General features: G+C 72.3%; 10 protein-coding genes. 2 read left to right on the top strand and 8 right to left on the bottom strand.

The annotated features are described in order from the left end of the window. Positions 1 to 90: 90 nt before the first annotated feature. The 4 genes from ACFY2L_RS38490 to ACFY2L_RS38475 all read right to left on the bottom strand — a co-directional run bounded on the left by ACFY2L_RS38490 (position 91) and on the right by ACFY2L_RS38475 (position 4,990). On the bottom strand, positions 91 to 1,761 hold the full coding sequence (locus tag ACFY2L_RS38490) for an urease subunit alpha (protein WP_390824658.1): 1,671 nt from the start codon (positions 1,759 to 1,761) through the stop codon (positions 91 to 93). 3 nt (positions 1,762 to 1,764) lie between these two features. Beyond that, a complete protein-coding gene (gene ureA / locus ACFY2L_RS38485) occupies positions 1,765 to 2,439 on the bottom strand; it encodes an urease subunit gamma (protein WP_390661372.1) in 675 nt (224 codons plus the stop codon). Between the two features lie 170 nt (positions 2,440 to 2,609). Next, a complete protein-coding gene (locus tag ACFY2L_RS38480) occupies positions 2,610 to 3,698 on the bottom strand; it encodes a branched-chain amino acid aminotransferase (protein WP_390824657.1) in 1,089 nt (362 codons plus the stop codon). A gap of 248 nt (positions 3,699 to 3,946) precedes the next feature. Then, positions 3,947 to 4,990 carry a 3-isopropylmalate dehydrogenase gene (locus tag ACFY2L_RS38475; RefSeq protein WP_390661374.1) on the bottom strand — a complete coding sequence of 348 codons (1,044 nt, stop codon included), beginning with the start codon at positions 4,988 to 4,990 and terminating at the stop codon, positions 3,947 to 3,949. A 142-nt stretch (positions 4,991 to 5,132) separates the two neighbouring features. On the opposite strand from ACFY2L_RS38475, the gene ACFY2L_RS38470 reads away from it, so the two are divergent. Beyond that, complete coding sequence (locus ACFY2L_RS38470; RefSeq protein ID WP_390824656.1) at positions 5,133 to 6,680, top strand: purple acid phosphatase family protein; 1,548 nt, start codon at positions 5,133 to 5,135, stop codon at positions 6,678 to 6,680. A gap of 60 nt (positions 6,681 to 6,740) precedes the next feature. Here ACFY2L_RS38470 and ACFY2L_RS38465 read toward each other — a convergent pair whose 3' ends face one another. From ACFY2L_RS38465 to ACFY2L_RS38455, 3 genes are all read right to left on the bottom strand, one after another. Beyond that, positions 6,741 to 6,875 (bottom strand): hypothetical protein, encoded by a 135-nt coding sequence (locus ACFY2L_RS38465; RefSeq protein ID WP_390661376.1) that lies wholly within the window; start codon positions 6,873 to 6,875, stop codon positions 6,741 to 6,743. Between the two features lie 351 nt (positions 6,876 to 7,226). After that, entirely contained in the window at positions 7,227 to 8,858 is a 1,632-nt protein-coding gene (gene pruA / locus ACFY2L_RS38460; RefSeq protein WP_390824655.1) for an L-glutamate gamma-semialdehyde dehydrogenase, read from the bottom strand. Positions 8,859 to 8,906: 48 nt separating this feature from the next. Next, entirely contained in the window at positions 8,907 to 9,833 is a 927-nt protein-coding gene (locus ACFY2L_RS38455) for a proline dehydrogenase family protein (protein WP_390824654.1), read from the bottom strand. 143 nt (positions 9,834 to 9,976) lie between these two features. On the opposite strand from ACFY2L_RS38455, the gene ACFY2L_RS38450 reads away from it, so the two are divergent. Then, complete coding sequence (locus ACFY2L_RS38450) at positions 9,977 to 11,185, top strand: PucR family transcriptional regulator (RefSeq protein ID WP_390824653.1); 1,209 nt, start codon at positions 9,977 to 9,979, stop codon at positions 11,183 to 11,185. 628 nt (positions 11,186 to 11,813) lie between these two features. On the opposite strand, the gene ACFY2L_RS38445 is transcribed toward ACFY2L_RS38450, so the two are convergent. Further along, positions 11,814 to 12,404 (bottom strand): TetR/AcrR family transcriptional regulator, encoded by a 591-nt coding sequence (locus ACFY2L_RS38445; RefSeq protein ID WP_390824652.1) that lies wholly within the window; start codon positions 12,402 to 12,404, stop codon positions 11,814 to 11,816. Positions 12,405 to 12,465 lie beyond the last annotated feature (61 nt).

Below are 12,465 nucleotides of genomic sequence, written 5' to 3'. Positions count from 1 at the left end.
CAAGTAGCTCCGCTACGAGGGCCTTCGTCCGGCACGCCGAGGGCACGCACCGAACACCGCGGGCACCGCACAGGACTTTCGAAACACCCCCTAGAAGAAGTAGAGGCGGTTGAGGGAGACGGACTCGGCCGGCCCGGAGCGCAGCGGCTCGCCGTCGAGGGTGACCAGTCCGGTGCGCTGGTCGACGTCCACCGCTCCGGTACGGGAGTTGCGGCGCAGGTCGGCCGGTCCGATGCCGCGGGTGCCGCGCACGGCGACCCTGCGGCGGCGGGTCGGCATCCGGTCGCCGCCCTGGTCGAGGGCGGCCTGTGCGACGAAGGCGACGGAGAGGTCGGCGGGGGTGGCGCCGTACGCCCCGAACTGCGGTCCGAGGACGAGGGGTTCGCAGGTGTCCGTCGCGGCGTTGGGGTCGCCGACCACGCCGTACGCCGGGAAGCCGGCCTTGAGGACGAGCTGCGGTTTGGCGCCGAAGTACTCGGGGCGCCACAGCACGATGTCGGCGAGCTTGCCGGGCTCGATCGAGCCGACCTCGTGGGAGAGGCCGTGGGCGATGGCCGGGTTGATGGTCAGCTTGGCCATGTACCGCAGGACGCGCTCGTTGTCGTGGTCGTCCGGGGCGCCGCGTTCGGCCTTCATCTTCCCGGCCATGGCGAAGGTGCGCCGGACGGTCTCGCCCGCCCGGCCCATGCCCTGCGCGTCGGACGAGGTGATGCCGATCGCGCCCAGGTCGTGCAGGACGTCCTCGGCGCCCATGGTCCCGGCGCGGATGCGGTCGCGGGCCATGGCGGCGTCGCCGGGCAGGTCGGTCTTCAGGTCGTGGACGGAGACGATCATGCCGTAGTGCTCGGCGACGGCGTCCCGGCCGAAGGGCAGGGTGGGGTTGGTGGAGGAGCCGATGACGTTCGGGACGCCCGCCATCTTCAGCACGTTCGGCACGTGTCCGCCGCCGCAGCCCTCGATGTGGAAGGCGTGGATCGTGCGGCCCTCCAGGACCCGCAGGGTGTCCTCGACGGACAGGCACTCGTTCAGCCCGTCGCTGTGCAGGGCGACCTGGACGTCGTGTTCCTCGGCGACCCGCAGGGCGGTGTCCAGGGCGCGGGTGTGGGCGCCCATGTCCTCGTGCACCTTGAAGCCGGACGCGCCGCCCTCGGCCAGCGCCTCGGTCAGGGGTGCCTCGTGGGACGACGAACCCCGGGCGAGGAAACCGATGTTGACGGGCCAGGCGTCGAAGGCGGCGAAGGCGTGCCGCAGGGCCCAGGGCGAGTTGACGCCGACGCCCCACACGGGGCCGAACTCCTGTCCGATGATCGTGGTCACGCCGGAGGCGAGGGAGGCCTCCATGATGCGCGGCGACAGCAGATGGACGTGGGTGTCGACGGCTCCGGCGGTGGCGATCAGCCCCTCACCGGACACGATGGAGGTGCCCGTGCCGACGACGACGTCGACCCCGTCGAGGGTGTCGGGGTTCCCGGCCCGTCCGATCGCGTGGACGCGCCCCTCACGGATGCCGATGGACACCTTGCGGATGCCGAGGACGGCGTCGATCACCGCCACGTTGCTGATCACGACGTCACAGGTCGCGCGGACGGCGGCGGCCTTGAGGTGCAGACCGTCGCGGGCGGTCTTGCCGAATCCGGCGAGGAACTCGTCGCCGTGGCGCTGGGAGTCGGACTCGACGCGGACGACGAGACCCGAGTCGCCGAGGCGGATGCGGTCGCCGGCGCGCGGGCCGTGCACGGAGGCGTACTCGTACGGATCCATCGCTCAGGCCCCCAGGTATCCGCAGGCGGCGGCCCGGCGCAGGGCTTCCGTCTTCGCCCCCGGCGCGTCGAGCGGTCCGTCGACCAGCCCGGCGAACCCGATCGCGACGCGCCCGCCCCCGATCGGCACCAGCCCGACCTCGGCGCTCTCCCCCGGCCCGAACCGCACGGACGACCCGGCCGGGACGGCGAGCCGCATGCCGTAGGCCCGCTCCCGCGCGAAGTCGAGCCGGGGGTTGGCCTCGAAGAAGTGGAAGTGGGAGGTGACGGAGACGGGCACGTCGGCGGTGTTGGTGACCGTCAGCCGGACGGCCGCCTCGGGCTCGGTGTGCGCGGGACCCGGCAGCAGGGCGCCGGGGCCCCGGTCCCCGAGTCCTCCCCCGATCGGGTCGCTGACGACCGCGAGCCGCGAGCCGTCGTCGAAGACGGCCTCGACGTGCACCTCGGTGACGACGTCCGCCACGCCCGGCAGGACGTCGTCGGGCCCGAGGACCGAGCGGGCGCGCTCGATCGCCTCGGCGAGCCGGGCGCCGTCGCGGGCGGCCTCGCAGACGGTGTCCGCGATGAGCGCGGTCGCCTCCGGGACGTTGAGCCTGAGGCCCCGGGCCCGGCGGGCCCGGGCCAGCTCGGCGGCCCCGAAGAGCAGCAGCCGGTCTCGTTCCGTGGGGGTGAGTCGCACGACGGCGCGCCTCCGTTCGCTCGATGCTTTAGAGCGCCACTCTAAACTTCAGCAAGCATGATCGGAAGCTGCGCCCAGGATGTTTTGAGCGATGCTCTAAACGAGAGAGACGGAAAAGGGGCCGCCCCGGACCCGGGTCCGGGGCGGCCCCTGCCTGGCGTGCGCGCCGGTCAGCCCAGCGGGTGCATCCAGCCGTGCTTGTCCTCGGCCGTCCCGCGCTGGATGTCCAGCAGGGCCTGGCGGAGCCTGAGGGTGACCTCGCCGGGCTCGCCGCCCGACTGCTGCCACTCGCCCCCGGTGCGCTTGACGGTGCCGACCGGGGTGATCACGGCGGCGGTGCCGCAGGCGAAGACCTCGGTCAGGGTGCCGTTCTCCGAGTCGCGCTGCCACTGGTCGACGGAGACGCGGCCCTCCTCGGCCTCGTAGCCGAGGTCACGGGCGACCGTGAGCAGGGAGTCACGGGTGACGCCCTCCAGGATGGAGCCGGTCAGCGAGGGCGTGATGATCTTGTTGCCGTACACGAAGTACAGGTTCATGCCGCCGAGCTCCTCGACCCACTTGCGCTCGACCGCGTCGAGGTAGCAGACCTGGGCGCAGCCCTGCGCGGCGGCCTCGGCCTGGGCGAGGAGGGAGGCGGCGTAGTTGCCGCCGGTCTTGGCGTCGCCCATGCCGCCGGGGACGGCGCGGACGTGGTCCTCGGAGACCCAGATGGAGACGGGCTTCACGCCGCCCGGGAAGTAGGCGCCGGCCGGGGAGGCGATGACGAGGAACAGGTACTCGTTGGCCGGCTTCACACCGAGGCCGACCTCGGTGGCGATCATGAAGGGGCGCAGGTAGAGGGACTCCTCGCCGCCGTGCGCGGGCACCCAGTCCTTGTCCTGGGCCACCAGCGCGTCACAGGCCTCGATGAAGGTCTCGACGGGCAGCTCGGGCATCGCGAGGCGGCGGGCGGAGCGCTGGAAGCGCCGGGCGTTCTGGTCGGGGCGGAAGGTGGCGACGGACCCGTCGGGGCGGCGGTAGGCCTTGAGACCCTCGAAGATTTCCTGGGCGTAGTGCAGGACGTTGGTCGCCGGGTCGAGCGGGATCGGCGCGTAGGGGACCAGCTGGCCGTCGTGCCAGCCGCGGCCCTCGGTCCACTTGATCGTCACCATGTGGTCGGTGAAGTGGCGGCCGAACCCGGGGTTCGCCAGGACCGCCTCCCGCTCGGCTGCGGCGGTGGGGCTGGCGGAGGGCTTGAGCTCGATCGTGGGCGTCGTCATGAGTGGTTGTCCTTCACCGGTTGTAGTGACGGGCCGCGCTCACGCCCGTACGGCCGGCGGCCGGTGCGGGGACGTCCGAGCATTGCCTCATTCCGCGGCTCCGCGTTCGATTATCGCAAGCGGGATCCGAGGAAGAAAACGGCGTGACTGCGACCCGGGGATGATGGTGGCACCCGGCGGGGGACATGCGGAAGCCGCCGGGTGCGGATGCGACCCGGCGGCTTCGAAGGGTTTCGAGTGGCGCGGGGTCAGCCGGCTACTCGTACGGAGAGCGCGTCACCGATCTCGGAGGTGCTGCGGGCGGGCTTGCCGGTGCGCTCCGCGAGGTCGGCGGAGACCGCCTCCTCGATGCGGGCGGCCTCGGTCTCGTAGCCGAGGTGGCGCAGGAGGAGGGCGACGGACAGGACCGTGGCGGTGGGGTCGGCCTTCCCCTGGCCGGCGATGTCCGGGGCCGAGCCGTGGACGGGCTCGAACATGGACGGGAACGCGCCGCTCGGGTTGATGTTGCCGGAGGCCGCGACGCCGATGCCGCCGGAGACGGCCGCGGCGAGGTCGGTGATGATGTCGCCGAACAGGTTGTCGGTGACGATGACGTCGAACCGCTCGGGCTGGGTGACCAGGTAGATGGTCGCCGCGTCGACGTGCATGTACTCGGTGGTGACCTCGGGGAACTCCGCGGCCACCTTGTTGAAGACATTGGTCCACAGGTGACCGGCGAAGGTCAGCACGTTGTTCTTGTGGATCAGCGCGAGCTTCTTGCGCGGGCGGGCCTGGGCGCGGGCGAAGGCGTCGCGGACGACGCGCTCGACACCGAAGGCCGTGTTCACGGACACCTCGGTGGCGACCTCGTGCTCGGTGCCCTTGCGGATGGTGCCGCCGTTGCCGGTGTACGGGCCCTCGGTGCCCTCGCGGACCACGACGAAGTCGATCTGCGGCTCACCGGCCAGCGGGGTGGCCACGCCGGGCAGCAGCTTGCTCGGCCGCAGGTTGACGTGGTGGTCGAAGGCGAAGCGGAGCTTGAGCAGGAAGCCGCGCTCGAGGACGCCGGAGGGGACCGACGGGTCGCCGATGGCACCGAGCAGGATGGCGTCGTGCCGCTTCAGCGCGTCGAGGTCGGCGTCGGTGAGGGTCTCACCGGTGGCGTGGTAGCGCTTGGCGCCGAAGTCGTACTCCTTGGTCTCCAGCTTCACATCCTGCGGAAGGACGGCGGAGAGGACCTTCAGACCTTCGGCCACGACCTCCTGGCCGATGCCGTCACCGGGAATCACTGCGAGATTGATGCTGCGAGACATGTCGGCACCGTACTCCTGGTCCCATGGAATGACACACGCCGTCCGCCATCCGGACACCCGGACGGCGGACGGGCGCGCTCCCTTCGGACGGCGTTCACCCGTACGCAGGACGGGCGTTGCGGCGTCCGGGGAGGTTCTCCGCATGGACACACCCGACGTCGGCATCCCGCCCCGGCTCGCCCGCGGCATGAGCATGGCGGAGCAGTACGAGTACCTGCGCACCCGCCCGTCGCGGCGCCGCGCACTGGTGACGGCGGGGGCGGTGGCGGGCGGGCTGCTCACCGGCTGCGCGGGGAGCCCCCGGGCGCGTACGGCACCGACGGCGAGCCCGTCCGCCGGTTCCACGGTCGTCCCCTTCGGCCGCCATCTCGCCTTCGGTTCCGACCCACGCACCCGGATGCGGATCTCCTGGCAGCTCCCGGCCGCGGTGCGCGCACCGTACGTCCGCTTCGGCACCCGCGCGGACGAGCTGGGCGGGAGGGTGCCGGCCGAGGTGCGCGTCCTGCGCACGCCCGGCGTCGACGGGGTGCGCGCGGCCGTCGAGCAGTACTACGTGCACGCGTCCCTGGACGCGCTCCTGCCCGGCACGACGTACTACTACGGCGTCGGCCACGAGGGTTTCGACCCGGCCGACGCCGGCCACCGCGCCACGATCGCCTCCTTCCGCACGGCACCGTCCGGCGCCGAGCGGTTCGTGTTCACCGCGTTCGGCGACCAGGGCGTGGGCCGGGCGGCGGCCGCGGTCGACCGGCTGCTGCTGAAGGCCGCCCCCGCCTTCCACCTCCACGCGGGCGACCTCTGCTACGCGGACGGCACCGGGCAGGGCAGGACGACGGACGGCTACGACCCGACCGCCTGGGACGCCTTCCTGCGGCAGAGCGAGCCGGTGGCGCGGTCCGTGCCGTGGATGGTGACGACCGGCAACCACGACATGGAGGCCTGGTACTCCCCCGACGGCTACGGCGGCCAGCTGGCCCGTTTCTCCCTCCCGGACACCGGCTTCGCCCCGCGCACCACCCCGGGCGCGTACACGTTCACCTACGGCAACGTGGGCGTGGTGGCTCTGGACGCCAACGACGTGTCGTACGAGATCCCCGCCAACCTCGGGTACACCGAGGGCCGGCAGACGGCCTGGCTGCAGCGGACGCTGAGCGCGCTGCGCGCCGACGGGAACGTCGATTTCGTCGTCGTCTTCTTCCACCACTGCGCCTACTCGACCTCCACGCACGCCTCCGACGGCGGGGTGCGGGCGCGGTGGCAGCCGCTGTTCGACCGGTACCGGGTGGACCTGGTGGTCAACGGCCACAATCACGTGTACGAGCGGACGGACGCCCTGAAGGGCGGACGGGTGGGCCGCACGGTCCCGGTGGGCGCGTCGGCCGACCCGGCGCGGGACGGGACCGTGTACGTCACGGCGGGCGGCGGCGGCCGGGACCTGTACGGATTCCCGGCGGGCGTGCCCGAGAGCTACGAGGGTCGTGTCCGCGACCGCGACGCGGTGGACACCTTCCACTGGACGCGCTCACGCGAGAACGCACCGGAGACGGTGGAGTGGTCACGGGTGCGCTACCGGGGGTTCTCGGTCCTCACGGTGGAGGCGGTCGCCGGGCCGTCGGCGCGGCTGACGGTGTCGGCGCTCGCCTCGGACGGCCGGCGCATCGACCGTTTCGAGGTGCGGCGCGGGTCCTGACGTCCCGGTCGGGACCCGCGCCGCGCCCCGTGCGGGTGCGGCTCCCGGACTGTGGGCGGCCTACAGGTGGCCGGTCTCACCGCCGTTGTCACGGCGGTCGAGGGCGCGCTGGAGGGCGGCTGCGGCCTGCTTGCGGTCGGACTCGCTCGTACGGGAGACGTGACGGACTCGGCGGCGGACGGTCGTCTCGGCCATGGGAAATCGACTCCTTCGACAACACCAGGGAGTACGGAAAGGGTTACGAGACGCCGGAGGGGCGGGGAGCGGCGGGCCGCAGGGGTTGCCTGCACGGGGCCCGGCTCACGACCGCCATTCGCTGGATCGAGCGAGACGTTCGGCTCCTACAAACGTAAGGGAGGCGCACGCGCCTGTCTCCACAATTACTCGGACTTCCTACTATCTGAGACGGTGCACTGCGTCACACCCCTCTGACCTGGGACATCACCGCTCCCCGAAAACGCTCGGGCTCCTCGGCCCAGGGCAGGTGTGCCGAACGGGCCGGGTCCGTGACGGACCCGGCCCGTTCGTACGGGGGCAGCCGGCGGCTCAGCCCATGTGCGGGTACGTGTAGTCGGTCGGCGCGACCAGCGTCTCCTTGATGGCGCGGGTCAGCGTCCAGCGGGTGAGGTTCTGCGGGGCGCCGGCCTTGTCGTTCGTGCCGGAGGCACGGCCGCCGCCGAAGGGCTGCTGGCCGACGACGGCGCCGGTCGACTTGTCGTTGATGTAGAAGTTGCCGGCCGCGTAGCGCAGCTTCTCCATCGTGTACGCGGTCGCGGCACGGTCGCCCGAGATGACCGAGCCGGTCAGGGCGTAGTCCGACACCGACTCCATCTGGGTCAGCATCTCGTCGTACTTCTCGTCCTCGTAGACGTGCACGGCGAGGACGGGACCGAAGTACTCGGTCGTGAAGACCTCGTTCTCCGGGTCGCTGCACTCGATGACGGTCGGGCGGACGAACCAGCCGACGGAGTCGTCGTAGGAGCCGCCGGCGACGATCGTGCAGGACGGGTCGGCCTTGGCGCGGTCGATGGCGGCCTTGTTCTTGGCGAAGGCGCGCTCGTCGATGACGGCGCCGATGAAGTGGGAGAGGTCGGTGACGTCACCCATGCTCAGGTGCTCGACCTCGGCCGCGAACTCCTCCTTGAAGCCGGAGTTCCAGAGGGAGGCCGGGAGGTAGGCGCGGGAGGTCGCGCTGCACTTCTGGCCCTGGTACTCGAAGGCGCCCCGGGTGAGGGCCGTCTTCAGGACCGCGCGGTCGGCGCTCGGGTGGGCGACGACGAAGTCCTTGCCGCCGGTCTCGCCGACCAGGCGCGGGTAGGAGCGGTACTTCTCGATGTTGGCGCCGACCGTCTTCCACAGGTACTGGAAGGTCTTCGTCGAGCCGGTGAAGTGGATGCCGGCGAGGTCGCGGTGTTCGAGGGCGACCTCGGAGACGGCGATGCCGTCGCCGGTGACGAGGTTGATGACGCCCTTGGGGAGACCGGCCTCCTCCAGCAGCTGCATGAGGAGCACGGCGGCGTGGGTCTGGGTCGGCGACGGCTTCCAGACGACGACGTTGCCCATGAGGGCGGGGGCGGTGGGCAGGTTGCCCGCGATCGCCGTGAAGTTGAACGGCGTGATCGCGTAGACGAAGCCCTCCAGCGGGCGGTGGTCGAGGCGGTTCCACACGCCCGGCGAGTTGGCCGGGGGCTGCTCGGCCAGGATCTGCCGGGCGTAGTGGACGTTGAACCGCCAGAAGTCGACCAGCTCGCAGGGGGTGTCGATCTCGGCCTGCTGGACGGTCTTGGACTGGCCCAGCATGGTGGAGGCGGCCATCGTCTCGCGCCAGGGACCGGCCAGCAGCTCGGCGGCGCGCAGGATGATCGCGGCGCGGTCGTCGAAGGACATCGCACACCACGCGGGGGCGGCGGCGAGGGCCGCGTCGATCGCGTCCCGGGCGTCCTGCTGAGTGGCGTTGCGGTAGGTGCCGAGGACGGCCCGGTGGTTGTGCGGCTGGACCACCTCGAACGCGTCACCGCCGCCCATCCGCTTCTCGCCGCCGATGGTGCAGGGCAGGTCGACCGGGTTGTCGGCCAGCTCCTTGAGCTTGGCCTCCAGCCGGGCGCGCTCGGGCGAGCCGGGGGCGTAGCCGCGCACCGGCTCGTTGACGGGGGTGGGGACCTGGGTCACAGCGTCCATGAGTTCCGTGACTCCTTACTGAGCGGGGGTGCGGAAGGGGGTGCGGGCTCAGCCCTTGGTGATCATGCTGCGGACGAAGAACCGCAGGTTGGCGGGCTTCTCCGCGAGACGGCGCATGAAGTAGCCGTACCAGTCGGTGCCGTAGGCGGTGTAGACGCGCATGCGGTGGCCCTCGGCGGCGAGCCGGAGGTGCTCCTCGCTCCTGATGCCGTACAGCATCTGGAACTCGTACTCGTCGAGCTTGCGGCCGGCCTTGCGGGCGAGCTCCTGCGCGATGGAGATCAGGCGCGGGTCGTGGGAGCCGATCATCGGATATCCCTCGCCGTCCATCAGCGTCCTCAGGATCCGGACGTACGCCCGGTCGATCTCGTGCTTCTGCTGGTGGGCGACCTCGGCGGGCTCCTTGTAGGCGCCCTTCACGAGCCGTACGCGGCTGCCGCTCGCGGCGAGGCGGCGGGCGTCGGCCTCGGTGCGGAAGAGGTACGCCTGGATGACACAGCCGGTCTGCGGGAAGTCCTTCCGCAGCTCCTCGTGGATGGCGAACATCGAGTCGAGGGTGGTGTGGTCCTCGGCGTCCAGGGTGACGGTCGTGCCGATGGCGGCGGCCGCCTCGACGACGGGCCGGACGTTGGCGAGCGCCAGCTCGTGCCCGCCGGGGAGCGCCTGGCCGAACATCGACAGCTTGACGGACATCTCGACGCGCTCGCCGAGGTCGAGCTCCTTCAGGCGGTCGATCAGGGAGAGGTAGGCGTCGCGGGCGGCGGTGGCCTGCTCGGGGGTGGTGATGTCCTCGCCGACGACGTCCATCGTCAGCTCCAGGCCCCGGCCGGTGAGGTTCTCGACGATCGGCACGATGTCGTCGACGGTCTCGCCCGGGATGAAGCGGTCGACGACCTGCTTGGTCACCGGGGCCGCCGAGATCAGGCGTCGCATCCGGTCGCTGCGCGACGCGGCGAGAATCACGGGACCCAGCACGGGGCACCTCCACATACCAACCCATACGAGGCCGCTGCCCGACGATTCGGGAACGGCACGGAGAACCACCGTGAAAGTTAAGGATCCCTCCGATCGTCGGCCATCGACAGCTGTCACGCATTCGTGCCGCAGATCTCAGACATATGTATGAAGGCCCTGCGCGACTGGGTGAGAATGGCCGGGTGACGTCGGATTTCAAAGGTGACTACCAGGAGCTGGTCGACGAGATCTCGGAGCTGCTCGGCGCCCCCGCGACCCTGGAGAACCGGGACTTCGAGCTGATCGCCTTCGGCGCGTACGACAGCGAGGGCGAGCTGGACGCGTCCGCGCTGGACCCGGTGCGGGCCCGCTCGATCCTGACCCGGCGGTCGACGGCGGCCGTGCGCACCTGGTTCGAGGGATTCGGCATCACCCGCGCCACCGGCCCGGTCCGCATCCCGCCGACCCCCGAGGCGGGTGTGTACCGGGGCCGCGTCTGTCTTCCCGTACGGCACCGGGGGGTCGTCCTCGGCTACGTGTGGCTCCTCGACGACGAGCCCGGGCCCTCGGACGCCCAGCTGGCGGCGGCGATGGAGGTGACCGTGCGGATCGGCGCGCTGCTCGCGGACGAGGCCCAGCACGGCGCCGACCTCACCCGGGAGCTGCGGGCGGTGCTGACCGCCGAGCGGGGCTGGCCGCGCGACATGGCGGTGGCGGAGCTGCGCACCGCGCTCGGTGCCCGCGCGGACGGCCCGCACACGGTGGTCTGCGTGGCCCCCTGGCCGTCCGCCGGCCCGGACGACGTCCCCTCGCTGCGCACGCTGCCGGGGGCGACCGCGCTGTGCACGGTGCCGTGGGGGGAGACGGGGCGGTGTCTGGCGGTGCTGGTGCGGCTGCGCTCGGCGGACGTGCCGACTCCGGCGACGGCGGTGGCGGGGCGGCTGCTGGAGCGGGCGGACACGTCCGCGGCGGGCGTCGCCGCCGGTCGGGCCGGCCTCGCCGAGCTGGGCGCGGCATGGCGGGAGGCGTCGGCCTCGGCCCGGGCGGCGCTCGCGGAACCGCGGCTCGGTCCCGTCGCCCAGTGGGCGTCGATCGGCCCGTTCCGGCTGCTGACCTCGCTCCCCCGGGACACCGCCCGGGACCCCGCCGTACGGGCCCTGCTCTCCCCCGCCCACCAGGAACTCGCCCGCACCGCCGAGGTCTACCTCGACCGGGCGGGCCAGGCGGGCCGGGCGGCGGCGGAGCTGGGCATCCACCGGCAGACGCTGTACTACCGGCTGTCGCGGGTGGAGCAGCTGACCGGGCTGGACCTGGCCGACGGCGAGGACCGGCTGCTCCTGCACATGACCCTCAAGACCGCCCGGCTCCCCTGAGCCCCACGACCACCCCCACGCAGACGAAAGCGGCGGCCGCCACGGCCCTCCTCGGCGGACGGTACGCCCCTTCCCGGCGGACGGATCGCCAGCCTGGGTGAGCGGTCGGCACCCCTCGGGACGGGGGGGGCACGCCCGGGGCGGCACCCAGGGCGGGCGCCGAGGGGCGGGACGACCAGGCAGGCGCGCCAGGTGGGCGGTGGCACGCCCCGGGGGGCGGCGGGCGGACGGTACGGCTCTCCTCGGCGGACCGATCGCCACGCTGGGCGGACGGTCGGCACGCCCTTGGGGGGCGGAGAGCGGCGCCCGCCGCCCTGGGGGCGGGCCTGGCGCACGCCCGGGGGCGCCACGCAGGGCGGGCGATCGTCACGCTCGGGGGGCAGGAGGGCCAGGCAGGCGATCGACATGCCCAGGTGGGCGGTCGCACACCCGACGGGCGGCCCACCGCGGGCGGCCGGCTCGCCGGGCAGGCGATCGGCACGCTCGGAGGGGTGGTCGCACGCCGGGCGGGCGGCTGGCACGCCGGGCGGGCGGCTGGCACCAGCCGGCGGTCGCCTCGCCGGACAGGCGGCGGCACGCCAGGCCGGCGGTCGACACGCTCGGGCGGGCTCCCCGCCGGGCCGGCGGGTCAGCTCTTCGTGGTGCCCGCGATCACCCGGCGCAGACCCTCGGTGAGCTGCGCCGCGTCGGTTGCCGAGTCCGGGTCGAAGAGCCACTGGACCATGAGCCCGTTGAGGAGGGTCTGGTAGAAGCGGCCCTGCGTGTCGACCGTCTCCTGGTCGAGCTCCTCCTCCGGGACACCGTTGAACATGGGGACGATGCCCGAGCGGCCCTGTTCCTGCGCCTCGGCCAGCAGCTTGCGCACCTCGGGGAGCCGGTCGCCCTGCACGATGAGCTCGAAGCTCAGCAGCCAGACCGCCCGGGTGCGCGGCAACGAGCCGATGATGCTCGTCCACACCTCCTCGAAGCGCTCCAGTGACCCGGGCGGCGCCGTCACCGTGCCGCCCGCGCCCCATCCCGGGTCGAACTCGTCGCCGGCGCCCTCCACCAGGGAGACGTACGCCTGCACCAGCAGCGCGTCCTTGGATCCGTAGTGGTAGCCGATCGACGCCAGGTTGGTCCCCGACTCCTTGACGATGTCCCGCGCCGTCGTGCGCAGGAACCCCTTCTCCAGCAGGCAGCGCTTCGCGCCTTCGAGCAGATCCTCACGGTGTCCCATGCCCTCACCCTACCGTCGATCCATACAGCCGTCCTATACGAGCGACTTATACAATCGTTCT

This window comes from Streptomyces sp. NPDC001381, from assembly GCF_042895685.1.
Lineage (GTDB): Bacteria > Actinomycetota > Actinomycetes > Streptomycetales > Streptomycetaceae > Streptomyces.
The sequence above is the reverse complement of the archived record's forward strand: the minus strand, read 5'-3'. Positions and strand labels throughout refer to the sequence as shown.

Bases quoted from the DNA above. Each gene is read 5' to 3' on its own strand.
- ACFY2L_RS38490 (WP_390824658.1), bottom strand. From the start codon at position 1,761: ATGGATCCGTACGAGTACGCCTCCGTGCACGGCCCGCGCGCCGGCGAC.
- ACFY2L_RS38470 (WP_390824656.1), top strand. From the start codon at position 5,133: ATGGACACACCCGACGTCGGCATCCCGCCCCGGCTCGCCCGCGGCATG.
- ACFY2L_RS38480 (WP_390824657.1), bottom strand. From the start codon at position 3,698: ATGACGACGCCCACGATCGAGCTCAAGCCCTCCGCCAGCCCCACCGCC.
- ACFY2L_RS38475 (WP_390661374.1), bottom strand. From the start codon at position 4,990: ATGTCTCGCAGCATCAATCTCGCAGTGATTCCCGGTGACGGCATCGGC.
- ACFY2L_RS38445 (WP_390824652.1), bottom strand. From the start codon at position 12,404: ATGGGACACCGTGAGGATCTGCTCGAAGGCGCGAAGCGCTGCCTGCTG.
- pruA (WP_390824655.1), bottom strand. From the start codon at position 8,858: ATGGACGCTGTGACCCAGGTCCCCACCCCCGTCAACGAGCCGGTGCGC.
- ACFY2L_RS38450 (WP_390824653.1), top strand. From the start codon at position 9,977: ATGTATGAAGGCCCTGCGCGACTGGGTGAGAATGGCCGGGTGACGTCG.
- ACFY2L_RS38465 (WP_390661376.1), bottom strand. From the start codon at position 6,875: ATGGCCGAGACGACCGTCCGCCGCCGAGTCCGTCACGTCTCCCGTACG.